24 protein-coding genes and 1 tRNA gene are annotated in these 25,119 nt (G+C 71.2%); 12 read left to right on the forward strand and 13 right to left on the reverse strand.

Going from position 1 to position 25,119, the window contains the following annotated elements:
- Nucleotides 1-207: 207 nt before the first annotated feature.
- Together FB157_RS05280 and FB157_RS05285 are read left to right on the forward strand one after the other, a co-directional pair.
- The gene (locus tag FB157_RS05280; RefSeq protein WP_145876418.1) at nucleotides 208-2,370 is read left to right on the forward strand and encodes a fructose-specific PTS transporter subunit EIIC; all 2,163 of its coding nucleotides are present in this window, start codon (nucleotides 208-210) and stop codon (nucleotides 2,368-2,370) included.
- A 111-nt stretch (nucleotides 2,371-2,481) separates the two neighbouring features.
- Nucleotides 2,482-2,712 (forward strand): hypothetical protein, encoded by a 231-nt coding sequence (locus tag FB157_RS05285; protein WP_145876419.1) that lies wholly within the window; start codon nucleotides 2,482-2,484, stop codon nucleotides 2,710-2,712.
- A 24-nt stretch (nucleotides 2,713-2,736) separates the two neighbouring features.
- Here FB157_RS05285 and FB157_RS05290 read toward each other — a convergent pair whose 3' ends face one another.
- From FB157_RS05290 to FB157_RS05305, 4 genes are all read right to left on the reverse strand, one after another.
- Nucleotides 2,737-3,483 carry a DUF6227 family protein gene (locus tag FB157_RS05290; protein ID WP_145876421.1) on the reverse strand — a complete coding sequence of 249 codons (747 nt, stop codon included), beginning with the start codon at nucleotides 3,481-3,483 and terminating at the stop codon, nucleotides 2,737-2,739.
- Between the two features lie 157 nt (nucleotides 3,484-3,640).
- Nucleotides 3,641-4,861 (reverse strand): Ig-like domain-containing protein, encoded by a 1,221-nt coding sequence (locus FB157_RS05295; protein WP_145876423.1) that lies wholly within the window; start codon nucleotides 4,859-4,861, stop codon nucleotides 3,641-3,643.
- A 161-nt stretch (nucleotides 4,862-5,022) separates the two neighbouring features.
- Nucleotides 5,023-6,051, reverse strand: a complete 1,029-nt coding sequence (locus FB157_RS05300) for a P1 family peptidase (protein ID WP_145876425.1) — start codon at nucleotides 6,049-6,051, stop codon at nucleotides 5,023-5,025.
- Nucleotides 6,052-6,091: 40 nt separating this feature from the next.
- Nucleotides 6,092-7,327, reverse strand: coding sequence for a low temperature requirement protein A (locus FB157_RS05305; protein WP_145876427.1), 1,236 nt, complete (start codon nucleotides 7,325-7,327; stop codon nucleotides 6,092-6,094).
- A gap of 136 nt (nucleotides 7,328-7,463) precedes the next feature.
- Between FB157_RS05305 and FB157_RS05310 the strand changes: the two genes are divergently transcribed.
- Entirely contained in the window at nucleotides 7,464-7,640 is a 177-nt protein-coding gene (locus FB157_RS05310) for a hypothetical protein (RefSeq protein WP_145876429.1), read from the forward strand.
- Nucleotides 7,641-7,659: 19 nt separating this feature from the next.
- Here the strand turns inward: FB157_RS05310 and mscL are convergent, their stop codons facing one another.
- From mscL to FB157_RS05340, 6 genes are all read right to left on the reverse strand, one after another.
- Nucleotides 7,660-8,118, reverse strand: coding sequence for a large conductance mechanosensitive channel protein MscL (gene mscL / locus FB157_RS05315; RefSeq protein WP_145876431.1), 459 nt, complete (start codon nucleotides 8,116-8,118; stop codon nucleotides 7,660-7,662).
- 138 nt (nucleotides 8,119-8,256) lie between these two features.
- Nucleotides 8,257-8,829 carry a hypothetical protein gene (locus tag FB157_RS05320; RefSeq protein WP_145876433.1) on the reverse strand — a complete coding sequence of 191 codons (573 nt, stop codon included), beginning with the start codon at nucleotides 8,827-8,829 and terminating at the stop codon, nucleotides 8,257-8,259.
- Between the two features lie 323 nt (nucleotides 8,830-9,152).
- A complete protein-coding gene (locus FB157_RS05325) occupies nucleotides 9,153-9,986 on the reverse strand; it encodes an S-methyl-5'-thioadenosine phosphorylase (protein ID WP_145876435.1) in 834 nt (277 codons plus the stop codon).
- A gap of 99 nt (nucleotides 9,987-10,085) precedes the next feature.
- On the reverse strand, nucleotides 10,086-10,409 hold the full coding sequence (locus FB157_RS05330) for an FmdB family zinc ribbon protein (protein ID WP_145876437.1): 324 nt from the start codon (nucleotides 10,407-10,409) through the stop codon (nucleotides 10,086-10,088).
- 67 nt (nucleotides 10,410-10,476) lie between these two features.
- Entirely contained in the window at nucleotides 10,477-11,775 is a 1,299-nt protein-coding gene (locus tag FB157_RS05335) for an MFS transporter (RefSeq protein WP_145876440.1), read from the reverse strand.
- 280 nt (nucleotides 11,776-12,055) lie between these two features.
- The gene (locus FB157_RS05340) at nucleotides 12,056-13,606 is read right to left on the reverse strand and encodes a potassium/proton antiporter (RefSeq protein WP_145876442.1); all 1,551 of its coding nucleotides are present in this window, start codon (nucleotides 13,604-13,606) and stop codon (nucleotides 12,056-12,058) included.
- Between the two features lie 223 nt (nucleotides 13,607-13,829).
- Between FB157_RS05340 and FB157_RS05345 the strand changes: the two genes are divergently transcribed.
- Nucleotides 13,830-16,610, forward strand: coding sequence for a penicillin acylase family protein (locus FB157_RS05345; protein WP_145876444.1), 2,781 nt, complete (start codon nucleotides 13,830-13,832; stop codon nucleotides 16,608-16,610).
- An 88-nt stretch (nucleotides 16,611-16,698) separates the two neighbouring features.
- Here the strand turns inward: FB157_RS05345 and FB157_RS05350 are convergent, their stop codons facing one another.
- Complete coding sequence (locus FB157_RS05350; protein WP_145876445.1) at nucleotides 16,699-17,352, reverse strand: 5-formyltetrahydrofolate cyclo-ligase; 654 nt, start codon at nucleotides 17,350-17,352, stop codon at nucleotides 16,699-16,701.
- A 62-nt stretch (nucleotides 17,353-17,414) separates the two neighbouring features.
- Between FB157_RS05350 and galU the strand changes: the two genes are divergently transcribed.
- The 7 genes from galU (at nucleotide 17,415) to FB157_RS05385 (ending at nucleotide 22,962) form a co-directional block, all read left to right on the forward strand.
- Nucleotides 17,415-18,326: a UTP--glucose-1-phosphate uridylyltransferase GalU gene (galU, locus tag FB157_RS05355; protein WP_145876446.1), complete on the forward strand. Its 912-nt coding sequence runs from the start codon at nucleotides 17,415-17,417 to the stop codon at nucleotides 18,324-18,326.
- Nucleotides 18,323-19,645 carry a gephyrin-like molybdotransferase Glp gene (gene glp / locus FB157_RS05360; RefSeq protein WP_145876447.1) on the forward strand — a complete coding sequence of 441 codons (1,323 nt, stop codon included), beginning with the start codon at nucleotides 18,323-18,325 and terminating at the stop codon, nucleotides 19,643-19,645. The genes galU and glp overlap by 4 nt, the downstream gene beginning before the upstream one ends.
- Before the next feature lie 79 nt (nucleotides 19,646-19,724).
- Nucleotides 19,725-20,237, forward strand: a complete 513-nt coding sequence (gene moaC / locus FB157_RS05365) for a cyclic pyranopterin monophosphate synthase MoaC (RefSeq protein WP_145876448.1) — start codon at nucleotides 19,725-19,727, stop codon at nucleotides 20,235-20,237.
- The gene (locus FB157_RS05370; protein ID WP_145876449.1) at nucleotides 20,234-20,734 is read left to right on the forward strand and encodes a molybdenum cofactor biosynthesis protein B; all 501 of its coding nucleotides are present in this window, start codon (nucleotides 20,234-20,236) and stop codon (nucleotides 20,732-20,734) included. The genes moaC and FB157_RS05370 overlap by 4 nt, the downstream gene beginning before the upstream one ends.
- Before the next feature lie 20 nt (nucleotides 20,735-20,754).
- On the forward strand, nucleotides 20,755-21,399 hold the full coding sequence (locus FB157_RS05375) for a GNAT family N-acetyltransferase (protein ID WP_186581352.1): 645 nt from the start codon (nucleotides 20,755-20,757) through the stop codon (nucleotides 21,397-21,399).
- A 172-nt stretch (nucleotides 21,400-21,571) separates the two neighbouring features.
- Entirely contained in the window at nucleotides 21,572-22,795 is a 1,224-nt protein-coding gene (gene glpR / locus FB157_RS05380; RefSeq protein ID WP_145876451.1) for a gephyrin-like molybdotransferase receptor GlpR, read from the forward strand.
- 93 nt (nucleotides 22,796-22,888) lie between these two features.
- Nucleotides 22,889-22,962, forward strand: a tRNA-Ala gene (locus tag FB157_RS05385).
- A gap of 50 nt (nucleotides 22,963-23,012) precedes the next feature.
- On the opposite strand, the gene FB157_RS05390 is transcribed toward FB157_RS05385, so the two are convergent.
- Complete coding sequence (locus FB157_RS05390) at nucleotides 23,013-23,489, reverse strand: GNAT family N-acetyltransferase (protein ID WP_145876452.1); 477 nt, start codon at nucleotides 23,487-23,489, stop codon at nucleotides 23,013-23,015.
- 70 nt (nucleotides 23,490-23,559) lie between these two features.
- Here FB157_RS05390 and FB157_RS05395 point away from each other — a divergent pair, with 70 nt between their 5' ends.
- On the forward strand, nucleotides 23,560-24,363 hold the full coding sequence (locus FB157_RS05395) for an exodeoxyribonuclease III (RefSeq protein WP_261386177.1): 804 nt from the start codon (nucleotides 23,560-23,562) through the stop codon (nucleotides 24,361-24,363).
- A 9-nt stretch (nucleotides 24,364-24,372) separates the two neighbouring features.
- On the opposite strand, the gene FB157_RS05400 is transcribed toward FB157_RS05395, so the two are convergent.
- Nucleotides 24,373-24,993: a MerR family transcriptional regulator gene (locus tag FB157_RS05400; protein WP_145876814.1), complete on the reverse strand. Its 621-nt coding sequence runs from the start codon at nucleotides 24,991-24,993 to the stop codon at nucleotides 24,373-24,375.
- Between the last annotated feature and the right edge of the window lie 126 nt (nucleotides 24,994-25,119).

The following is a 25,119-nucleotide window of genomic DNA, read 5'->3' on the forward strand; positions in this document are numbered from 1 at the left end:
GCGGCCACCGGCCATGAAGCGGCGGGGCTCCCCGTTACCCGCCGCCTCGGCGGGCCGGCAGGACGCCCCGATCCGCCCTGCCACCCCCAGCAGTCAGGGTCTCCCCGGCCAGGCCTGCGCCCACCCCGCCGCCTCCCCCCGCAGCACCCCCCTCCCCACCTCCGCCCACCCCACTCCCCGGGCGATACGCGTGCATAGGAGCCCGCGATGAGCGACATGATCACCGCGGACCTGGTCGACCTCGACCTGTCCGCCGACACCAAGGAAGCGGCGGCGCGCGCCCTCGCCGAGCGCATGGTGGCCCAGGGCCGGGTGACCGACCTGGAGGGCTTCCTCGCCGACGTGGCCGCCCGGGAGGCCCAGATGCCGACCGGCCTCGACGGCGGCATCGGCATCCCGCACTGCCGCAGCGCCCATGTCACCGAGCCGACGCTCGCCTTCGGCCGCAGCGCCGCCGGCATCGACTTCGGCGCCGCGGACGGTCCCGCCGACCTGATCTTCCTGATCGCGGCCCCGGCCGGCGCCGACGACGCCCACCTGACGATCCTCTCCTCGCTGGCCCGGCAGCTGATGAACACCGAGTTCACGGACGCGCTGCGGTCGGCGGGCGACGCGGGGACGACGGCGGCGCTGATCCGCGGGGAGGAGGCTCCGGCGACCGCGGACAGCGCGTCCGCCGGTGCACAGGCGTCCGAGGACGCCTCCGAAGACTCCGCTGCGACGCCGGTGGCGGCCTCCGCCGGCGCCGCAGCGGGCAGCACGGCCCCGGCGCCGGGCGCGGCCACCGAGAGCGGCTCCGCCCCGGCGCCGGGCGCCACGGGTGTGACGGGTGCGACGGGTGTGACGGGTGCGACGGGAACGGGCGAACGCCCCTTCCGTATCGTCGCCGTCACCTCATGCCCGACCGGCATCGCCCACACCTACATGGCGGCCGAGTCCCTGGAGAACGCGGGCCACGAGGCGGGCGTCGAGGTCGTCGTCGAGACACAGGGCTCGGCCGGCTTCACCCGGCTCGACCCGGCGGTGATCGCGGCGGCGGACGGCGTGATCTTCGCGCACGACGTCCCCGTACGCGACAAGGAGCGCTTCGCGGGCAAGCCGACGGTCGACGTCGGCGTGAAGGCGGGCATCAACCGCCCCGCCGAGCTGATCTCCGAGGTGCGCGGCAGGGCCGAGCGCGGCGAGGTCACCGCGGGCGCCGCCGCCGGGACGCCGGTCGAGCGTGCGGGCGACTCCACCGAGGGCTACGGCACCAAGCTCCGCAAGTGGCTGATGTCCGGCGTCAGCTACATGGTTCCGTTCGTCGCGGCCGGCGGTCTGCTCATCGCCCTCGGCTTCGCGATCGGCGGCTGGAAGGTCAACAAGGCGCCGTCGGTCATGGACCACTTCGTCTGGACCCAGTCGGGCAGCTGGGGCGCGCTGCTCTTCCAGATCGGCGTGGTGTCCTTCGGCTTTCTCATCCCGGTCCTGGCCGGCTACATCGCCTACGGCATGGCGGACCGCCCCGGTCTCGTCCCCGGCTTCGTCGGCGGCTCGATCGCCCTCACCATCAACGCCGGCTTCCTCGGCGGTCTGGCGGCCGGTCTGATCGCCGGTGGTGTGGTGATGGCGATCCAGAGGATCAACATCCCGGCGGCGTTGCGCGGCATCATGCCGGTGGTGGTGATCCCGCTGATCTCCTCGGCGATCGTCGGGTTCCTGATGTTCGTCGTGATCGGCAAACCCATCGCGTCCGCCCAGAAGGGCCTGACCGACTGGCTGGGCGGCCTCACCGGTGCCAACGCCATCCTGCTCGGCGCCCTGCTCGGCCTGATGATGTGCTTCGACCTGGGCGGCCCGGTCAACAAGGTGGCCTACACCTTCGCCACCGCGGGCATCGCGGTCGCCAGCCCGAGCGACTCCGCGATGAAGATCATGGCCGCGGTGATGGCGGCCGGCATGGTCCCGCCGCTGGCGATGGCCCTGGCCACGACGGTCCGCGGCAGGCTCTTCACCCAGACCGAGCGCGAGAACGGCAAGGCCGCCTGGGTGCTGGGCGCCTCCTTCATCTCCGAGGGCGCGATCCCGTTCGCCGCGGCGGACCCGCTGCGGGTCATCCCGTCCGTCATGGTGGGCGGCGCGATCACCGGCGCGCTGTCGATGGGCTTCGGCGCCACCCTGCGCGCCCCGCACGGCGGCATCTTCGTGGTCCCGCTGATCGGCAACCCGTTCCTCTACCTGATCGCCATCGCGGTCGGCGTCTGCGTCAGCGCGGCCCTGGTCGTCCTCCTCAAGGGCATGCGCAAGCAGGCTCCGGAGGCCACGGCCACGGACCCCGCCGGCAACCCCGCCACGACGCCGAAGGAGGCGAAGCAGCCCGTCGCCGCCTGACGGGGTACCGCCACTCTTGCCCCTTTGGTGAGCTGTGAGTTGTTCACGGCACCTGCGAGATACGTCACGGTCCGGGACCAAAGTCCCGGACCGTGGTGTCTACTGGACGGCATGCCTGAGCAAGTCCCGACTCTTCAGCTGATCGGCGTGACCGTCCTCACTCTGGCGGGCGTCGTCTGGGCCCTCGCGGTGACCCGCATCATGCGCCGCGCCCGTGTGGAGGCTGCTCTGGCGGCCTTCCCGCACCAGCGCTTCGGCCCTCCGCCGCAGGAGTACGTCGAACTGAGCGCGGCGGAAGAGGACGCCTTCGCCGGCCTCGTACGACGACTCGGAAGCCGCTGACGGAAGCGGGCCCCGAGGCTACTGTCAGGCCTGCCGCGCCGCGCGCCGTTCCATGGCATCCCGGGCCGCTTCCTCCGACGTGTAGACCTCGCACATGTGCCGCCCGTCGGGCGTCGCCGTGTGCTCGACCTCCCACAGCGAGACCTCCCGGCCGTCCGGCAGCAGGAACGCGTGCTCGTACAGCGCGAAGCTCAGGCCCGCGCGGCCGGTCCGGCCGGGCCGCCCGAACGCCTGGGTGATCTGATGCGCGGCCGCCGTCGCCAGCAGCGCCGCCGTCTCCGCGTCCGGACGGTCGGGATTCTCCGCGCGGCGCAGCAGCCGGCGTGCGTGGTCCGCCGAGTCGTCCCGGGCGTACACATGCCGGGGCTCGGGGATCGCCGACAGCTGCATCAGCACCGGCAGCTCGAAGTCCGGAGTGTCCGCCGGCAGCGCGAGCCGGGCGGTGGCCGTGTGCAGCTCCTCCTCGTCGACGTACACCTCGTGCTGGGCGTCGCCGCCCGGCACGGTGTTGTGGACCAGCTCCCACAGGGTCACCGCCGAGCCGTCGGCGAGCAGCCAGGTGTGCCGGTACGTCTCGCGGTGCAGTCCCGCGCTGTGGTGGGCGGAGTGCAGGGAACTGTCCTGCGCCAGAGCGCAGTCGAGCTGCCGTAACACCTCGTCGGGCAGTTCGAAGGAGTTCAGGGCACGGCCGAGGAGCCGCTCGAGATGCTCCTCCGGAGACTCGGGCGACTCGGCTGGTTCGTACGCTGCCGTCTCGTACGGAACGCTCAAGGCTTCTCCCGGCGTTGCTGCATGTCACCTTGTGGGTGCATACCGTAGCCCCTCGGTCGGACATCATGTCCGGGAACCGAGAAAACGTATGCCCGGAAAACGCGCGGGCCGCGCGAGAAGTTCCCGCGCGGCCTCACGGACCGTCAGAACCGGCCGGTCAGACGGCGCTTCCGGCGGTCCAGGCGCTCCACGACATGTTCCAGCCGTTGAGGCCGTTGTCCGGGGACACCGTCTTGTCCGGGGAGTTCTTCACGATCACGACGTCACCGATGAGCGAGTTGTCGTAGAACCACTTGGCCGTCGTGTCGCCCTGCGCGCCCTGCACGTCCGCCAGGCCGACGCAGCCATGGCTGGTGCCCTCCCGGCCGAACGGCGGGTTGCCCTTGTTGTACCAGTAGTTGCCGTGGATGAACGTGCCGGAGGTCGTCAGGCGCATCGCGTGCGGCACGTCGGAGATGTCGTACTCCCCGCCGAAGCCGACGGTCGAGCCGTTCATACGGGTCTGCACGAACTTCTCGGAGATGACCATCTGGCCGTTGTACGTGGTGTGCTGCGCGCTGCCCGCGGAGATCGGCACCGACTTGAGCGTCTTGCCGTCCCGCTGCACCGTCATCGTCTGCGTGTTGACGTCGACCGTGGAGACCTGCGAGCGCCCGATGGTGAAGGACACCGTCTTCTTCTGCACTCCGTAGACGCCGTTCGCGCCCTGCACCCCGTCCAGGTCGATCTTCATCGTGACCTTGGAGCCGGCCTTCCAGTACTCGTGTGGCCGGAAGTCGAGCCGCTGGTTCCCGAACCAGTGCCCGACGATCTGCTGACCGCTGCTGGAGCCGACCGTGATGTGCGACTGCACGGCCTTCTTGTCGGTGATGGCCTTGTCGAAGGTGAACGACACCGGCATGCCCACACCGACGGTCGAGCCGTCGTCCGGGGTGTAGGTGCCGATGAAGCTGTTGGCGGAGCTGACGGTGGTGAAGATGGAGTTGGCCGCCGCCGTACGCCCGCTCGCGTCCTTCGCGGTCGCGTCGATCTCGTACTTCGTGCCGCGCTCCAGCTGCCCCTTCGGCTTCCAGCTGCTGCCGTCCGCCGATATCGCCCCCTGCACCGCCTGCCCCGACCCGGCCACGGTCATCTTCACGTCCGTCAGCCTGCCGCCGCTGACCTTCACACCGGTGGCGTTGATCGACGCGCCGGTCGAACCGTCCTTGGCCGAGATCACGACCTTCGCCGTCGACGTCCTGGGCGAGTCCTTGCCGCCCTTGCCGTCGTCGTTCGAGGCGTTGGCGCTGCCACCGCAGGCGGTCAGGGTCAGGGCGCCGACCACCAAGGCGGCACAGGCCCCCAGTACGCGCCGCGCTGCAATGTCCGGCGTTGTCACGGGCTGCTCCAGGTTCGTGTGATGTGCGTGATCCGTTCCAGTGCGTCATGAAAGAGGGCCCGGGTCCGGGGGGAGGTTCCCTCCGGAGCCGGTTGACGTCATCACGTGACAGAACCGCGACAATCCATGGCTCAACCCGCGGCCACGAGGGCCGCCGGGGCTCAACGCTGCCCGTACAACTCCCCGTACGACGGCCACGCTCCACCCGGCCCGTCGACCGGCTCGGCGGCGCGCACGGCCCGCACGATCGCCCGGGTCACGACGTCGGCGCCGGCCGCGAGGACGTCGTTGAGCGCCAACGGGCCGGTGCCGTCGAGCGTGCGGGTGCCGGTCGCCAGCGCGAAGACCGTGTCGCCGTCGTGCAGCAGGTGCACCGGCCGCACGGCGCGTGCGATGCCGTCGTGCGCCGTGCCCGCCATCTTCTGCGCCTGCGCCTTGGTGAGGTCCGCGTCGGTCGCGACCACCGCGAGCGTCGTGTTCAGCGGCGGCGGCGCGTTCCTCGCGGCCACCTCGGCGAGACGCCGACGCGCGGCCTCGTGCACGCGCTCCTCCGGATACCGAACGCGCCCCTGGAACAACTCCCCGTACAGGACGCCCGTGTCCGGATCCAGCACCGACCCCGCCGCGTTCACCACCACCAGCGCGGCCACCGTGATCCCCGAGTCCAGCACCGCACTCGCGGTGCCCACCCCGCCCTTGAGCTGCCCCGCCACGGCGCCCGTACCGGCGCCCACGCACCCCTCGTACACTGCCGCGCCCCGCCTGCTCGCCGCGGCCGCCTCCACCGCCGCACGCCCCGTCGCCGCGTCCGGACGGGCGCGGAAGTCCCCGCCGCGCCCCAGATCGAAGACGCACGCGGCGGGCACCACCGGCACGACGTGCCCCGGGTCCGGCCCGACCCGCACCCCGCGCCCCTGCTCCTCGAGCCAGGCCATCACCCCGGACGCCGCGTCGAGCCCGTAGGCGCTGCCTCCGGTCAGCACGACGGCGTCGACCTTCTGCACCACGTTGCGCGGATCGAGGGCGTCGGTCTCCTTGGTGCCGGGACCGCCCCCGCGCACGTCCACGGCGGCGACCGCGCCGCCCTCGGGCGCGAGGACGACCGTGGTGCCGGTGAGCCGGCCGTCCCCGCCGAGGGTGGCGTGCCCCACCCGCAGCCCGGCGACATCCGTCAATGCGTCAACTGTCATGGGGTCAGTCTGGCCCAGCCCCAGGACGCGTCCGCGGGCTTCAGGCGGCCGGTGCCGTCGCGTTCGTGCGCCGCCCGCTGGAGACCGTGCGCGTCGTGAGCGTGACCCCGACCACCACCGAGGCGGCGCACACGAGCCCCGCGGCGAGCACCGCCCACTCGCCCAGGAAGGTGCAGCAGACCACCACCAGCGCCGTGCCCGGAAGCACCAGCTGCTGGCTGATGCCGACCTTGAAGTGCCGCGAGTGCAGCGCCCACACGGTCAGCAGGTACAGCGCCGTCGGCAGGGTCACGGCCGCCGAGGCGGACAGCGTCGAGATGTGCGCCTTGCCGACCGCCTGCTCCACCGCCACCTCCAGACCGGCGCCGATCGCCGCGGTCGAGGCGAAGATCAGGTAGTGGCCGTAGCCCCAGAGGAACGCCTGCCTGCTGGAGCGCAGGTGACCGTGGATGGGCACCACGAAGTAGATCCACCACGCGGCGAACACGATCAGCAGGCCGCCCGCCGCGATCGGCAGCAGTTCGCCCAGCGCGTCCTGCTCGTCCAGCGCCGACTTCACGGCGACCGTGGCCGCGGCGATCGTCTCGCCGAGCACGATGATCGTGAACAGGCCGTACCGCTCGGCGATGTGGTGCGGATGCCAGGACGTCGCACGGGCCTTCTCCGCGTACAGCGGCACGGACAGCTCCACGATCACCATCACCAGGAACACCCAGGGCCGGGCCGGCTCCGGCAGCAGGATCAGCCCCAGCCAGCCGACCTGGCACAACAGCACACCGCCCACGTATCTGAGCGCCATGGTCCGTTCCGGCCCCTCGGCCGATCGCGCCGCTCTCAGCCACTGTGCGACCATCGCCAGCCGCATGATCACGTAGCCGAGCCAGACGACCAGGAAGTCGTGGTGCTCGAACGCCCGGGAGACGCCCGCCGCCAGTACCAGCACACCGGCGATCTGGACCAGGGTCACCACCCGGTAGAGCGCGTCGTCGTTGTCGTACGCCGAGGCGAACCACGTGAAGTTCATCCAGGCCCACCAGATGGCGAAGAACACCATCGCGTAGTTCAGGATCCCGTGGCCCGCGTGCCCCTCGGCCACGGCGTGCACGAGCTGCACGCCCGCCTGTGCGATGGCCACCACGAAGCACAGGTCGAAGAAGAGCTCCAGCGGGGAGGAGACCCGGTGCGCCTCGTCGCGCCTGCGCGCGGTGAGCGGCCGCAGGGGCCCCCGGGACTTGTGCGCACCCGAGGCGGGCGCCGGAGCGGAACTGGACGTCATGCGTCCCAGCACAGCAGAAAACCGCGGCAAAATCTTGTGAAGGGATTCACAATTCGGTCGGGATCCGAAGCGTCGGAAAAACCTCCAGGTCAGAGGCTTCGCGGGGGCGCCCGGGCCGGGGCCGTACCCTGGGGACATGAGCACCGCCCCCGAACCCGAGTCGCGCGACCCGAAGCCCGCGCTGATCTTCGACGACCCGTTGAGCCAGCAGTCCTCGGACGACACCGACCGCGGGTGGGGCGAGCGCCCGGACGGCGACAGCGCCGCCGACCTGAAGCGCTTCCTCGACGAGAAGCCGCCCCACCACCTCTGAGCCGCCCGCGGGAGCGCCGCTAGCGCTCGTCGTGTCCCGATCCGCGCTGGGCGACCAGCGCGTCGCGGATCTCCTTGAGGACCTCCAGCTCGGTCACCTCGATGATCTCGTGCGTGCCCTCCCTCGCCTTCCGGCGGGCCTCTATCCGGGCCAGGTACTTCGCCATCGGCAGGACCATCAGGAAGTACACGACGGCCGCGGTGATCACGAAGCTCAGCGTCGCGCCGAGGACCGAGCCCCACATCAGCTGGATGCCCTGGTCGCCCTTGCAGCTGCTGCTCAGGCACGAGCTGTAGTGGTCCAGGTTCTGAGTGCCGATCGCGCCCACCAGCGGGTTGATGAGCCCCTTCACCACCGAGTTGACGATGTTGGTGAAGGCGGCGCCGATGACCACCGCGACTGCCAGATCGACGACGTTGCCGCGCATCAGGAAGGCCTTGAAGCCGTGCCAGATGCTCGGTTCCTTCTTCGCGTTCACCTCGGGGACTCTCCTCGCGTGCACAGGGTGTGGAACCAAACGCTCCGCAACCTACGGCACGGTGCGGCCATTGTGTCCAATTCCGTAGCTCGATCTTCGGACTTGACGGCGGGTCGCAGAGACATCGGCCGCGGTGACTCAGCACAGCGTCACCGCCAGCCGTGCGGTGGCGCTCGCGCCCACGAGCCGCGCCGCCATGGCGCGCGGCACCGACAGGACGACCAGCGCCCCGCTCTCGGACGCATCCTCCAGCGGCTCCGGCACCCTCGTCACCCGCACTCCCCGCGCGAGCACCCGGGCGCCGCCTCCGGCCGAGGGGTCCTCGGCCGCGACGACGTCGACGCGGTCGCCGGGCCGGAGCAGCCGGACGGTGGCGGCGTCCGAGATCCGCACCGGCGCCGTCACCATGCGCACCGATCCGTGCCGTCGTGCGGGTTCCGTGACCGGGTGCCCGCGGGCCCGTTCGGCGCGGTGGGGTTCGGCCGCGGTCCGCGGCCCCGCCGCCACGAGCGCGGCAGCGGTCACGGCGAGGCCGGCCGCGACGGCCCGCCTGCGCTGCCGTACGAGCCGTTGCAGCTGATACAGCCCGCCGCGCACGCGCACCGGGGCGAAGAGCGGGACCTCGCAGGTCGCCGGGGCGTCGGTGCCGAGGGGAAGCGGGAGACGGAGGGGAGGCGCGGCCGGAGCGGGGGACGACGGGGTCAAGGGCATGGGGATCACCGCCTGCGACAAGGGGATTTCGGCTTGCCCTGCCACGATGACGCCTCACGCCGAAGCCCGCCGGAGCCGGTGGACCACGGAGAAGTTGTGGACAACCCGCCCACCCGAACGGGGACTTCCGCTCACCCGTCCCTCGCGTTGACTTGTCCCTCGCGTCGCCGTCCCTCGCGTCGACTTGTCCCTCGCGTCGCCGTCCCTCGCGTCGACCCGTCCCTCGCGTCGCCGTCCCTCGCGTCGCCGTCCCTCGCGTCGACCCGTCCCTCGCGTCGCCGTCCCTCACCGCGCACCGTTGCCGGTGTCGCCCGGTCCCTCCGCTACGGCAGTTCGAAGCCCGGATCCATCCCGCCGAGCGCGTTCTTGCAGAGGCAGTCACGCGCCCCGGTCTCCGGCAGTGCCGCCACCGCGTCGAACAGCACGCCCCGCAACCGGTCCACGTTGGCCGCGAACACCTGCAGCACCTCCTCGTGGGAGACCCCCTCGCCGGTCTCGGCACCGGCGTCCAGGTCGGTGACCAGGGTCAGCGACGTGTAGCAGAGCTCCAGTTCACGGGCGAGAGCCGCCTCGGGGTGGCCGGTCATGCCCACCACCGACCAGCCCTGCGCCTGGTGCCACAACGATTCGGCGCGGGTCGAGAAGCGCGGCCCCTCGACCACGACCAGCGTGCCGGCGTCCACCGGTTCCCACTCCCGTCCGCGCGCCGCCTTCAGCGCGGCGGCCCGGCCGGTGGGGCAGTAGGGGTCGGCCATGGACACGTGCACCACGTTGGGCACCGTGCCGTCGGGCAGCGGCAGCCCGTCGAAGTACGTCTGGACCCTGGCCTTCGTGCGGTCCACCATCTGGTCCGGTACGAGCAGGGTGCCCGGGCCGTACTCGGGGCGCAGCCCGCCGACCGCGCACGGTCCGAGGACCTGCCGGACGCCGACCGAGCGCAGGGCCCAGAGGTTGGCGCGGTAGTTGATCCGGTGCGGTGGCAGGTGGTGGCCGCGGCCGTGCCGGGGCAGGAAGGCGACCCGCCGGCCGGCGATCTCGCCGAGGAAGAGGGAGTCGCTGGGCTGCCCGTAGGGGGTGTCCACCTGGACCTCGGTCACGTCGTCGAGGAACGAGTAGAAGCCCGACCCGCCGATGACACCGATCTCTGCGTTCGCCATGACGAGCACACTAGCTGGCCGCGAAAAGGCGGGGAGCCGGTGCCCGGGTACACCTGGGGCCCTGCCGTCACGTGACGGCAGGGCCCGGGGAGCGCGATCTCAGGCCGCGGAGCTGCTGCTCGAGGAGCCCGACGAAGTCGAGGACGAAGAGGACGCCGAAGACGTCGAGGACGCCGGCGGGGACGACTTCGAGTCGGTCGACGAGGAGCTGGACGACTTCGTCGCCGGGCTGCTGCTCGACGTGGAGCCGCGGGAGTCGTTGCGGTAGAAGCCGGAGCCCTTGAAGACGATGCCGACCGCGGAGAACACCTTCTTCAGGCGGCCACCGCAGTTGGGGCACTCGGTCAGGGCGTCATCGGTGAACTTCTGAACCGCCTCGAGGCCCTCGCCGCACTCGGTGCACTGGTACTGGTAGGTCGGCACTGTCTTCCTCCTGGCACTCTGACTCAATGAGTGCTAACGACGGTCCATAGTGACGTATTCCCGGGGATCAGTCCACCGTCACCGGCACGCGGTGACCGACGCCACGTGCGACCGTGCGGGTCTGGGCCCGGGCGACCAGCCGCGAACGCAGGGCGACCAGGGTGACCAGCGCGAGCACGGTGCCGGCCATCGGCACCAGGAAACCGGCACCGCCCCACAGGCGGTCCTCCAGCTGTCCGGCGACCGTGACGGCGGCCGCCTGACCGAGCGCGACGGCACCGGTCAGCCAGGTGAACGCCTCGGTGCGGGCCTCCGCCGGCACCAGGCCCTCGACCAGCGTGTAGCCGGTGATCAGAGCCGGCGCGATGCACATGCCGACCAGCAGGCCGAGACCGGCCAGCAGCAGCACCGAGTGCGCCGTCCACAGCGCGGACGCGGTCAGCGCGAGCGCGGCGTAGCCGATGACCAGGCGCCGCTGCGGGGCGGCCTTCCAGGCGATCGCACCGCAGACGATGCCGGAGAGCATGTTGCCCGCGGCGAAGGTGCCGTAGAGGACACCGTTGAGGCCGGGCTCGCCGATCGACTCGGTGAACGCCGCGAGCGCCACCTGCATGCCGCCGAAGACCGACCCGATGCCCAGGAAGGTCACCACCAGCACCCGGACGCCCGGGACGCGCAGGGCAGAGGTGTGCTGCACGCGCGCGTGCCCGCTCCCGCCGGACACCGACGGCTGCGTGCTCTTCTGCGCGGCGAACAGCAGACCGCCGACGAGCGTCAGCGCGGCCTCGGTCACCAGGCCCGCGGACGGGGTGACGGCGGTGCACAGCGCGGTCGCCAGCAGGGGCCCGAAGACGAAGGTCAGCTCGTCCGTGACGGACTCGAAGGCCGCCGCGGTGGTCATCAGGGGCGAGCCCTGGAGCTTCACGCCCCAGCGCGCACGCACCATGGGGCCGACCTGCGGCACCGAGGCGCCGGTCGGGACGGCCGCCACGAACAGCGCCCACAGGGGCGCGTGCGCCAGCGCGAGCGCCGTCAGCGTCAGGCCCGACAGCGTGTGCACCAGGACACCCGGGATCAGGACGGCGCGCTGCCCGTAACGGTCGGCGAGGCGGCCGCTGTACGGCGCGAACAGCGCCATGGAGACACCGGTGGCGGCCGCGGCGGCGCCTGCGGCGCCGTACGAGCCGGTGGTGTGCTGCACGAGCAGCACGATGGAGATGGTGAGCATCGCGAACGGCTGGCGCGCCGCGAAGCCGGGGAGCAGGAACGTCCAGGCGCCGCGGGTGCGCAGCAGCTGTCCGTATCCGGGGCGGGAAGGGGCCGGCGAGGTCGTCTCCGGTGCGGTGGTGCTGACCGTGGATCCCACGGCCCGTGCCTTTCTGCCGCCTGGTAGCGCGTGCCCCGTTGCGGGCCCGGGCGCCGAGAGCTGTCCTCTTGCGCAAACTGCGGTAGATACCGGCGCCCACTGTGGGTGGGAGAGGCCCGGCCGCCATACGGTCGCGCCAGCTCTGCGTCAGGCAGAGTTGGTTCGATCAGGGTGCGCCTTCATCGTACAGGTGGCATTGCCTCGTCCACCTGTGAAAATGAGCACCACCCGCGGCGGTCACCTGTGATTGCCGAGGGTGTGAACCGTACGAAACGCCCCCTTAACGTGAGCTGCCCGCCCCGTCCGTGCCCAGCCAGCCGGCCAGCTTGCCGCCGTGGGCGACCGCGCGCAGGCGCCGTTCCGCCGCGTCGCGCACGGGGTCGGTGGCGACCACGAGGAGTTCGTCCCCGTGCCGCAGCACCGTCGTGGGCAGCGGAACAAACGATTTTCCGTCCCGGACGACGAGGGTGACGGCGGCGCCGGGCGGCAGCCGCAGCTCGTTCACCTCGACGCCGTGCATCCGGGATCCCTCGGGGATCGAGACGGACAGCAGATGCCCGCGCAGCCGCTCCAGGGGTGCCGACTCGATGCCGAGGTCGGACGCCTCGCCCGCCCCGCCGAGGCGCAGCCGGCTCGCCAGCCAGGGCAGGGTCGGCCCCTGCACGAGGGTGTAGACGACGACCAGCACGAAGACGATGTTGAAGATCCGCTGGCTGCCCGCGACGCCGTTCACCATGGGGATCGTCGCCAGGATGATGGGCACGGCGCCGCGCAGCCCGGCCCAGGACATCAGTGCCTGCTCCGGCCACGGCACCCGGAACGGGGCCAGGCTGAGCACGACGCTCAGCGGGCGGGCCACCATGGTCAGCGCGAGCCCGATGACGAGGGCCGGCCAGATGTCGTCGCCCAGCTCGTGCGGGGTGACGAGCAGGCCGAGCAGGACGAACATGCCGATCTGGGCGATCCAGCCGAGCCCCTCGGCGAAGCCGCGCGTGGCGGGCCAGTGCGGGAGCTTGGCGTTGCCGAGCATCATCGACGCCAGGTAGACGGCGAGGAAGCCGCTGCCGTGGTTCAGCGCGCCGGCGGCGTAGGCGACGACGGCGATCGCCAGCACGGCGATCGGGTAGAGGCCGGAGGCGGGCAGGGCGACCCGCTTGAGGGTCCAGGCCCCGAGCCAGCCCACCGTGAGACCCACGGCCGCGCCGATGGCCAGTTCCAGCGCTATCTCGCCGACCAGGACGTACCAGTGCTCGACCGGGCCGGCCGTGGAGAAGGCGACGACCAGGATGACCACCGGGGCGTCGTTGAAGCCGGACTCCGCCTCCAGCGTGCCCGTCACGCGCGCGGGCAGGGGGATCCGGCGCAGGACCGAGAAGACCGCCGCGGCGTCCGTCGAGGAGACGACCGCGCCGATGATGAGCGCCTGCCGCCAGTCCAGCCCGACCAGATAGTGCGCGCCCGCCGCGGTCGTGCCGACGCTGATCGCGACCCCCACCAGAGCCAGCATGGAGGCGGACCCGAGGACCGGCCGGATTTCCTTCCACTTCGTGCCGAGACCGCCCTCGGCGAGGATCACGACCAGGGCCGCGTACCCGATGACCTGGGTCATCTCGGCGTTGTTGAAGTGGATGTTCCCGACGCCGTCCTGGCCCATGAGGACGCCGATCCCCAGGTAGACGAGCAGGCTGGGGAGCCCGCTGCGTGAGGAGATCCGGACGGCCGCGACGGCGACCAGGAGGACCAGGGAGCAGACGAGCAGGAGCTGGTCGAGGTGGTGAACAGTCAGCGGCGGTTCCCTTCCTTGGCCCGCGCGGGGAGCGCGCGGGCTCACGTACACAAGACCCGAGGCTGCGGCGCACCGCACCCAAGTACTTCGTTACCTTACCTAACTCTTGACGCTTTCTTGACACTCGCCAGGGCAAGATCGAACGTCCGTGCGCGCCGGTTCCCGACTCCGCGTCAAGCGGCTCGGGGCCCTGCGCCTATGGTTGCTCCAGCGCTCATTCAAAGTCACAGCCCGACCTGCCGCTCGCGTTAGGACAGCAAGGACAGCGATGCCCCCCAACACCACCGCCACAACGGGTGACGCCGCCACAACGGGTGCCACGTCCGTCAAGTCCGGCAGGAAGAAGGGGCGCAAAGCCCGACTTGTCGTGCTTGTGCTCGTCCTGGCCATCATCGGAGGCGTCGCCTACGGGGCTTACTGGTCGATCAGCACCGTCCGCGCCTCCTTCCCGCAGACCACCGGTTCGATCACGCTCCAGGGCCTGTCGGGGCCCGTCGACGTCAAGCGGGACGGGAACGGCATCCCGCAGATCTACGCCTCGTCCGACGAGGACCTGTTCATGGCGCAGGGCTTCGTCCAGGCGCAGGACCGGTTCTACGAGATGGACGTGCGCCGGCACATGACCTCCGGGCGCCTGTCGGAGATGTTCGGCAAGGGGCAGGTCAAGAACGACGAGTTCCTGCGCACCCTCGGCTGGGACCGGATCGCCAGGCAGGAGTACGACACCAAGCTGTCGGCCTCCACGAAGAAGTACCTCGACGCCTACGCCAAGGGTGTCAACGCCTACCTCCAGGGCAAGGACGGCGAGGACATCTCCCTGGAGTACGCGGCCCTGGGCTTCACCAACGACTACAAGCCGCAGAAGTGGACCCCGGTCGACTCGGTCTCCTGGCTCAAGGCGATGGCCTGGGACCTGCGCGGCAACATGCAGGACGAGATCGACCGCGCCCTGATGACCAGCCGGCTCGGCCCGCAGCAGATCGAGGACCTCTACCCCGAGTACCCCTACAGCCGCAACAAGCCGATCGTCCAGGAGGGCCGGTACAGCGACGTGGCCAAGGCCTTCCAGCAGGGCGGCGCCACGAGCGGTTCTCAGGGCGCGACCGGCACGACCGGCTCCTCCACCTCGGCCACGGCGGGTTCGGCACTCACGAGCCAGCTGGCGGGCCTCTACAAGGTCCTGGACAGCGTGCCCACGGCGGTCGGCGTGAACGGCCAGGGCATCGGCTCCAACTCCTGGGTCGTCGCCGGGAAGTACACCATCACCGGCAAGCCGCTGCTCGCCAACGACCCGCACCTGTCGGCGTCGCTGCCGTCCGTCTGGTACCAGATGGGCCTGCACTGCCGCACCGTCTCCAGCAAGTGCCAGTACGACGTCACCGGCTACACGTTCGCCGGCATGCCCGGTGTGATCATCGGCCACAACGCGGACATCGCCTGGGGCATGACCAACTCCGGGGTCGACGTCACCGACCTGTACCTGGAGAAGCTCAGCGGCGACGGCTACCTGTACGACGGCAAGGTCCGGCCCTTCAGGAGCCGCGAGGAGACCATCGAGGTCGCCGGCGGCAAGTCGAAGACGATCGTCGTGCGCCAGACCGCCGACGGGATGCCGCTGCTGTCCGACCGTGACGACGAACTCGTCCAGGTCGGCCGGAAGGCCGCCGTCAACACGGCCGCACCCGACCGCGGTGACGGCTACGGCATCGCCCTGAGGTGGACGGCCCTCGACCCGGGCACCTCCATGGACGCCGTGTTCGCCCTGGACAAGGCGGCCGGCTGGAACGACTTCCGCTCCGCGGCCGCCCTGTTCGACGTGCCCTCGCAGAACCTGGTCTACGCCAGCACCGACAACCACATCGGCTACACCCTGCCCGGCCGGATCCCCACCCGCTCCTCGGTGGACGACGGCTCCATCCCGGCGCCGGGCTGGGACTCGAAGTACCGCTGGACCGGCTTCATCAAGCAGGACGAGCTGCCCTACGAGTACGACCCCCGACGGGGCTACATCGTCACCGCCAACCAGGCCGTGGTCGACAAGGACAAGTACCCGTACACGCTCACCACCGACTGGGGCTACGGCGCCCGCAGCCAGCGCATCACCGACCTGATCGAGTCCAAGATCAAGGGCACGGGCAAGATCTCCACCGACGACATGCGCCAGATGCAGCTGGACAACAGCAGCGAGATCGCCAAGCTGCTGGTGCCCAGGCTGCTGCGGATCAACCTCGACGACAAGAACGTCCGGGAGGCGCAGAAGCTGCTGGAGGGCTGGGACTACACCCAGGACGCCGACTCCGCGGCGGCCGCCTACTTCAACTCCGTGTGGCGCAACATCCTCAAGCTCGCCTTCGGCAACAAGCTCCCCAAGGAGCTGCGCGTCAAGGGCCAGTGCCTGTGGGTCGACAAGATCGACAACACCGGCCCGGTGGACGACGACACGAAGGTGCGCGAGTGCGGCCAGCGCGACGCCGACCAGGCGCAGCCGGACGGCGGCGACCGCTGGTTCGAGGTCGTGCGCACCCTCATGGACAAGCCGAACAGCGACTGGTGGAAGACTCCGGCCGGAGTGGGCGACCGCAACAAGGCCGACAACCGGGACGAGCTGTTCAGGCGCGCCATGATCGACGCCCGCTGGGAGCTGACCGCCAAGCTCGGCAAGGACATCGACACCTGGAGCTGGGGCCGGCTGCACCGCCTGTTCCTGAAGAACCAGACGCTCGGCACCGAGGGGCCCGGGTTCCTCCAGTACGTCCTCAACCGCGGTCCCTGGAAGCTCAGTGGCGGCGAGGCCACCGTCAACGCGACCGGCTGGAACGCCGCCGGCGGCTACGGCGTCGTCTGGGTTCCGTCGATGCGCATGGTCGTCAACCTCAAGGACCTCGACAAGTCCAAGTGGATCAACCTGACCGGAGCCTCCGGCCACGCCTACAGCGCCCACTACACCGACCAGACCGGCAAGTGGGTCAAGGGCGAGCTGCTGCCCTGGTCGTTCTCGGACAAGGCGGTCGACGCGAGCACGAGCGACACACTCGTCCTCAAGCCGTGATCCGCTGACGGCAGGCATCCGGGACGGGCCCCCTCCACACGCGCGTGGAGGGGGCCCGTCCCGGATGCGGACCAGGCGCCCCGCCCGGTCAGCCGCCCGTGAAGCGGCGCACACCCGACGGCGTCACCACCGCGTGCACCGGCTGGTCGTGCGCCTCCTCCGGGACGTGTGCGACGACTTCCGTGTCGTACAGGAGCACCACGAGCGCGGGGCGCGCGCCCGCCCGCTCCAGGCGTGCGAGCACCCGGTCGTACGACCCGCCGCCGCGCCCCAGGCGCATCCCGCGCGCGTCCACCGCGAGCCCGGGCAGCAGAACGACGTCCGCCGCGATCACGGCGTCCGGGCCGAGGCGCTCGCCGGAGGGCTCGAACAGGGCCATTTTTCGGCCGTGTTGGATCCGCTCCAGAGAGTCCGGGCCGGTGTAGTCGCCCCAGTCCAGGTCGTTGTCGGGCAGGAGTGCGGGGAGCAGGACGCGCACGCCCCGCGCGCGCAACGCGTCCAGCAGGGCGAGCGTGCCGGGCTCGCTCCCGACGGAGACGTACGCCGCCACCGTGCGCGCACGCGCCAGTTCGGGCAGGTCAAAAGCGCGCTCGGCCAGCGTGTCACCCGCCTCCCGTACGACATCCTCCGGCAACCTGTTCCTCACCGCGAGGAACTCCCGTCGCAACGTTCGCTTGTCAGGCTCGCTCGTGCGTCCGTCGTGTACCACTGGTCGTTCTTGCACCCTTCTTAATGTGCTCATATGAGGGCCAATTAACCGGAGCCACAGATTCCTTACCAAAGGCACCGGATAAGGTTGCGAGCATGACTCAGTCGCACCCCAGGATCAGCAAGGCTGTCATTCCCGCAGCAGGCCTCGGTACCCGGTTCCTGCCGGCGACCAAAGCCACTCCCAAGGAGATGCTGCCGGTCGTGGACAAGCCGGCGATCCAGTACGTGGTCGAGGAGGCCGTGTCGGCGGGGCTCGACGACGTCCTCATGATCACCGGACGCAACAAGCGTCCCCTCGAGGATCACTTCGACCGCAACTACGAGCTTGAATCGGCGCTCCAGAAGAAGGGTGACGCCGGGCGGCTCGCGAAGGTGCAGGAGTCCAGCGACCTGGCCACCATGCACTACGTGCGCCAGGGCGACCCCAGGGGCCTCGGCCACGCCGTCCTGTGCGCCGCCCCGCACGTCGGCCACGAGCCCTTCGCGGTCCTCCTCGGCGACGACCTGATCGACCCGCGCGACCCGCTGCTCCAGCGCATGATCGAGGTCCAGGAGCAGCACGGCGGCAGCGTGATCGCGCTCATGGAGGTCGCGCCCGAGCAGATCCACCTGTACGGCTGCGCGGCCGTCGAGGCCACCGCCGAGGGCGACGTGGTCAAGGTGACCGGCCTGGTCGAGAAGCCGGACCCGGCGGACGCCCCGTCGAACTACGCGATCATCGGCCGCTACGTCCTCGACCCGCACATCTTCGACATACTGCGCAAGACCGAGCCCGGTCGCGGCGGCGAGATCCAACTGACCGACGCCCTGCAGCAGCTGGCCCAGGACGAGAAGGTCGGCGGCCCGGTGCACGGCGTCGTCTTCAAGGGCCGCCGCTATGACACCGGCGACCGTGGCGACTACCTGCGTGCCATTGTCAGACTTGCGTGCGAACGTGAAGACCTGGGCCCGGACTTCCGGGCCTGGCTTCGCAGTTACGTAGCCGAGGAGATGCAGCAACGTTGAGCAGCGCCGCGACCAGCCCCGCCGGCCCGGACCACCTCTGGTCGGTGGACGAGCACCTGGAGGACATCCTCACCACCGTCCGTCCCCTCGAACCCATCGAGCTGCAACTGCTCGACGCCCAGGGCTGCGTCCTGGTCGACGACATCACGGTGCCGGTCTCCCTGCCGCCGTTCGACAACAGCTCCATGGACGGGTACGCGGTGCGGGTCGCGGACGTCGCCGGCGCCACCGAGGAGTTCCCGGCCGCCCTCGAGGTCGTCGGGGACGTCGCGGCCGGCTCGGCCGACCTGGTCCGGGTCGGGCCCGGCCAGGCCGCCCGCATCATGACCGGTGCTCCGCTGCCGCCCGGCGCCGAGGCCGTCGTGCCCGTCGAGTGGACCGACGGAGGGCTCGGCGAGGGCCCCGTGAGCGGGATGCAGGCCCGCAGCCTGGCCCCCGACGGCGCCGAGGGACAGGTGCGCGTGCACCGCCCCGCCGAGGCGCGCGCGCACGTGCGCGCCAGGGGCAGCGACGTGAAGGCCGGAGACCTGGCCCTGGAGGCCGGGACGATCCTCGGTCCGCCGCAGATCGCGCTGCTCGCCGCGATCGGCCGGGGCACCGTGCGGGTGCGCCCGCGCCCGCGCGTGGTCGTCGTGTCCACGGGCAGCGAACTCGTCCAGCCCGGGGAGGAGCTGGGCAAGGGCCAGATCTACGACTCCAACAGCTTCGCGCTCACCGCGGCCGCCCGTGACGCGGGCGCCATCGCCTACCGGGTGGGTGCCGTCGCCGACGACGCCGACATCCTGCGCTCCACCATCGAGGACCAGCTCATCCGCGCCGATCTGCTGGTGACCACGGGCGGGGTGAGCGTCGGGGCGTACGACGTCGTCAAGGAGGCGCTGTCGCACGTCGGCGACGAGGACGAGGCGGGCGGCGGCATCGACTTCCGCAAGATCGCCATGCAGCCGGGCAAGCCCCAGGGCTTCGGCTCCATCGGCCGCGACCACACACCCCTGCTGGCCCTGCCCGGCAACCCCGTGTCGTCGTACGTCTCCTTCGAACTGTTCGTCCGCCCCGCGATCCGCACCCTGATGGGCCTCGAGGACGTCCACCGGCCCCGCACCCGGGCCACCCTCAAGGCGGACAAGGCGCTCGGCTCACCCAAGGGGCGCCGGCAGTTCCTGCGCGGCAAGTACGCCGACGGCGAGGTGACCCCGGTGGGCGGCGCGGGTTCCCACCTGATCGCGGCGCTGGCGCAGGCCGACGCGCTGATCGTCGTCCCCGAGGACGTGGAGTCCGCCGAGCCCGGTACGGACGTGGAGGTCGTGCTGCTCGGCTGACGAGCGGGCGGTACCGTGTCGCGCACAACAGGCCCGTGCACCGCACTGCGACGGGCCCGGACCGGGAGCGCCACACACCATGACTGTGCCTTCCCGGGGGGAGACCCCCGGACGCCCTGAGCAGGACCGCCTGACGCACATCGACGACGCGGGCGCGGCCCGCATGGTCGACGTGTCCGGGAAGGACGTGACCGCGCGCACCGCCCGCGCGAGCGGCCGGGTCCTGGTGTCACCGCGGGTGGTCGAGCTGCTGCGCGGTGAGGGGGTGCCCAAGGGGGACGCCCTGGCGACCGCGCGCATCGCGGGCATCATGGGCGCCAAGCGCACCCCGGACCTGATCCCGCTGTGCCACCCCTTGTCGGTGTCCGGTGTGAAACTGGATCTGTCGGTCGCGGACGACGCCGTGGAGATCCGCGCCACCGTGAAGACGACGGACCGCACGGGCGTCGAGATGGAGGCCCTCACCGCGGTGACGGTCGCCGCGCTCACCGTGATCGACATGGTCAAGGCGGTCGACAAGGGAGCGGTCATCACGGACGTGCGGGTGGAGGAGAAGACAGGCGGCAAGTCGGGCGACTGGAGCCGGTCATGACGTACCGCGCACTGGTGGTCACCGCCTCCAACAGGGCTGCCGCGGGAGTCTACGAGGACAGGGGCGGCCCCCTGGTCGCCGACGGCCTGCGGGGCTTCGGCTTCGAGGTCGACGGCCCCCGGGTCGTCCCGGACGGGGACCCGGTGCGGGAGGCGCTGCGCGCCGGTGCCGACGCCGGCTACGACGTCGTCGTCACCACCGGCGGCACCGGCCTCTCGCCCACCGACCGCACGCCCGAGGCGACCCGCGCGGTGATCGACTACGAGGTGCCGGGCATCGCGGAGGCCATCCGGACGTTCGGACGGGAGAAGGTGCCGACCGCGGCGCTGTCCCGGGGGCTGGCCGGGGTGGCCGGACGGACCCTGATCGTCAATCTGCCGGGCTCCACCGGCGGGGTGCGGGACGGTCTCGCCGTCCTGGAGCCGCTGCTGGTCCACGCCGTCGACCAGATCCGCGGCGGCGACCATCCGAGACCCAGTAGTGGGGGTGCGAGCTGAACAGCCCTTCCTGGCCGGTCGTGCTGGCGGACGGAGATGTCGTCCTCCGGCCGATAAAGCTGCGCGACCAGCGGGCCTGGCGTGAGGTGAACCGGCGCAACAGGGACTGGCTGCGCCCCTGGGAGGCGACCATCCCGCCGCCCACGCCGAGCGGGCCGATCACGCACCGGCCGACCTACCGCCAGATGGTCCGGCATCTGCGGTCCGAGGCCCACGCGGGCCGGATGCTGCCGTTCGTCATCGAGTACCAGGGGCAGCTCGTCGGGCAGTTGACGGTCGCCGGGATCACCTGGGGGTCGATGTGCTCGGGCCACGTCGGCTACTGGGTGGACGAGTCGGTGGCCGGGCGCGGGGTGATGCCGACGGCCGTCGCGCTCGTGGTGGACCACTGTTTCCGCACCGTCGGACTGCACCGCATCGAGGTCTGCATTCGCCCCGAGAACCGGCCCAGCCGCCGGGTCGTGGAGAAACTCGGATTCCGCGAGGAGGGGCTGCGGCCGCGTTATCTGCACATCGACGGAGCCTGGCGCGACCACCTCGTCTTCGCGCTCACGGCGGAAGAGGTGCCGGAGGGGCTGCTCGGACGCTGGCGGCGGGCACGCTCCCAGCAGACGCGGCACACGCAGGAGAACACCCCAGGGAATCCCGTCCAGGACAGAAATTGAATACGTGTTCGAAATTGATCGACCGATGACCGTCTCGGTGCATTGAATTGGCGGCTCGGACGGTCCACTGATCGCATCGGTCGCAAAAAAAGCTGGAAATATCAGCCAGATCGTGCGACACACCGGCCCAATTGGCGGATGGCCTCACGCAAACCCCTCTACCGTGTGAGGCGTGAGCAGCAGCGGCCTCATCTACGCAGTCATTGTCGGGGCCTGGGCCGCCTACTTGGTGCCCATGTGGCTCCGTAGGCAGGACGAGCTGAACGAGGCCCGTCCGACGGAACGCTTCAGCACCGCCATCCGGCTGCTGTCCGGACGGGCGGGGATGGAGCGCCGGTACGCCAGGGACCTGCGGGCGCGCTCCGCCCAGGAGGGGGAGCCGGACGCCAGTGATCCGGACGCCGCCACCGACTCGGTGGACGTCCGGGCCTTCGCCATGCCTCCGACCCGCCGTCAGGTGCGTGCGGAGGCCGGGGCGGAGACGTCCGGGCGGGCGGAACCGGTACCCGGCCGGCCTGTCATCCCGGCGCCCAAGTCTCCCTCCGCGTCCGCGCACCACTCGCCCGGTGCCTCCGCTCCCGCCTCCGCGCAGAAGCGAGTGCCGGCCGCGCGGCGCGCGCCCTCGGCGCAGGCGTCCGCAGCACGTGCCCGGCGCTCGAAGGCGCTCGCGCGCCGTCGGCGTACCACCGTGATGCTCTTCGTCGCCTTCACCCTCGGCGCGATCGTCGCCGCCGTCGGAGGCCTCCCCTTCCTGTGGGCGCCCGGTGTACCCGCGGTCATGCTCAGCGCGTACATCGGCTACCTGCGCGCCCAGGAGCGCCGCCGGTTCGCCTACCAGATGGACCGCCGGCGCGCCGAGGTCGCGGCCCAGCGTCTGCGCGAACGCCAGCCGCGTCGGCGCGCGTCCCTCGACGCGGGCCCCGCCGCCGACGAACCGGACGAGGGACCAGAGACCGAGACCGACCCCGGCCTCTCCGCACTCGCCGCGGACCGCCGCGCCCTCGTGGAGCAGACCGACCACGCCGAGTGGGTCGATCAGCAGCAGCGTGAGCGCCAGCGGCGGCCCGGGCACGGGGACAGCTGGGACCCGGTGCCGGTGCCCCTGCCGACGTACGTGACCGCGCCGGTCGCGCCGCGGGCCACCTCCGACGTGGACCTGGGGGCGCCCGACACCTGGAGTTCGGCGCGTTCCAGCTCCGTCGTGCCGGAGCAGGAGGCGAGCCGTGCGCCGGAGGCCGGGGAGGCCGAGGCGGCGCTCGAGTCCGAGGACAAGTCGGCGGACGGCCGGAGCGACGCCCGCCGCGCGGCCTCCGCCCGCCGCTCGCGCGAGCGCGGACGCACCCCCCTCTTCGATCAGTACGAGGACGGTGACCGGCCGCGCGCGGCCAACGAGTGACCGCCGTCACGCGGCTGGAAGCCTGCCTCTGACCAGTCAGGGAACGGATTTCCAAGCACCCCGATGGGGATGCTAGAGTTTCACTCGTTGCAAGGGCCTGTGGCGCAGTCCGGTAGCGCACCTCGTTCGCATCGAGGGGGCCAGGGGTTCAAATCCCCTCAGGTCCACGCATCATGAAGCCCCGGTCGGCAGTAGCCGACCGGGGCTTCATCGTGTTCTACAGCTGCTTCGCGTAGCAGAGGCTCTCCTCGTGGTGGCGGTAGTAGCCGAACTTGGCGCAGGGCTCGTAACCGCTCGAGGTGTACAGGGCGATGGCCTCCGGCTGCTTGGTGCCGGTCTCCAGGACCATACGGACGCGGCCGGCCGCGCGGGCGTCCTCCTCCAGGGCGGCGAGGATGCGGCGGGCGAGGCCCCGGCCGCGCATCGCGTCGACGACGAACATGCGCTTGAGTTCGGCGTCGCCGTCCTCGTTGCCCTCCTCGTTGAGGTCCTGGCTGCGCCAGCCACCGGTGGCCACCGGGCGGTCGTGCTCGTCGTAGGCGATCAGGTACGCGCCCCGCGGCGGGGCGAAGTCGGCGGCGTCGAGGAGCGTGGCGTCGCCGCCGTCGCCGTAGCGCAGGTGGTACTCGGCCTGGACCTCGTCGTTGAGCTTGACGGCGTCGGGGTGATCGAAGCGAACACGACGTATATTCATGCTAAGTATCGTACTTCTATGCAGAGGATGGGAGGGACGGACCCGACCAGTGTGCCGGTATCGTGCCCTGGTGCTGACTGTGACCTCGGTGAACGTGAACGGGCTGCGGGCCGCCGCCAAGAAGGGCTTCGTGGAGTGGCTCGCCCAGACCTCCGCGGACGTCGTCTGCCTGCAGGAGGTGCGCGCCGAGCCCCACCAGCTGCCGGAGGAGGTCAGGCAGCCCGACGGCTGGCACGTCGTGCACGCCCCGGCGGCCGCCAAGGGGCGCGCGGGCGTCTCCCTGTACATGCGGCGCGAGCCCGACCGTGTCCGGGTCGGCTTCGGGTCGGCCGAGTTCGACGGCAGCGGGCGCTACGTCGAGGCCGACCTGCCCGGTGTGACCGTCGCCTCGCTCTACCTGCCCTCCGGTGAGGTCGGCACCGAGCGCCAGGACGAGAAGGTCCGCTTCATGGGCGAGTTCCTCGTCCACCTCAAGGAGCTGCGCGAGCGGGCCGCCGCCGACGGGCGCCAGGTGGTCGTCTGTGGCGACTGGAACATCGCCCACCAGCAGGCCGACCTCAAGAACTGGCGCGGCAACACCAAGAACTCGGGCTTCCTGCCCGAGGAGCGGGAATGGCTCGGCCGGGTGCTCGCCGCGGAGGACGGCGGCTATGTCGACGTCGTACGCACCCTGCACCCGGACGTCGAGGGGCCGTACACCTGGTGGTCGTACCGGGGGCGGGCGTTCGACAGCGATTCGGGTTGGAGGATCGACTACCACGTGGCCACCCCGGGGCTCGCGGCGAAGGCCGTGAAGGGGCTCGTGGAGCGCGCGGCCACGCACGCCGAGCGGTGGTCCGATCATGCGCCGGTGACCGTCGTGTACGACCTGTAGGGGCGCCGCTCAGTCCCGCTTGCTGAGCCGCCGGTCCAGGGCCAGGGACAGTTCCGCCTCCACGACGCTCCGGGCGAGCGGGCGCAGGCGGTGCAGGTCCTCCTCGGGGGCGTGGCGCAGGATCAGGTCGCGGAAGAGTTCGGCGAGGGCGTCGGCGTGTTCGCGGACGCGTTTGCCGGCGGCCAGGACCTCGGCGAGGGGTATGCCCTCGCGGACCAGGGCGGAGGAGACGTCCAGCAGGCGGCGGCTGATGTGGACGATCTCGTCACCGTCGGTGCCGAGGTAGCCCAGCTCCATGGCGGCGGCGAGGTTCTCGGGGGTGACCTCGCCCTCGAAGCGGGCGGCGAGTTCCTCGGGGGTGAGGTGGACCGGCTCCTCCTCGGTGGGGGTGCCGATGCCGAGCAGGTCGGCGACATCGCGGCCCTGGTCGAGGGCCTCCGCGAGTTCCGCGATGCCGTTGAGGGTGTGGCCGCGCTCCAGCAGCGCGGAGATCGTGCGCAGGCGGGCCAGGTGGTGGTCGTCGTACCAGGCGATACGGCCCTCGCGGCGGGGCGGCGAAAGCAGCTTGCGCTCGCGGTAGAAGCGCAGCGTGCGCACGGTGATGCCGGCCAGGCGGGCCAGCTCCTCCATGCGGTACTCGCGCGGTGCGCCGGCCCGGCCGCTGCCCTGCCCGTCCTTGTGCTCGCCGTCGTCTGCCACCCCCGAAGCCTATGTTGTACCGCCGGTAACTTTCCCTTTCCCACCCCCTACCGCTCG

The sequence above is a fragment of the Streptomyces sp. BK340 genome, from assembly GCF_007827595.1.
Taxonomy (GTDB): domain Bacteria; phylum Actinomycetota; class Actinomycetes; order Streptomycetales; family Streptomycetaceae; genus Streptomyces.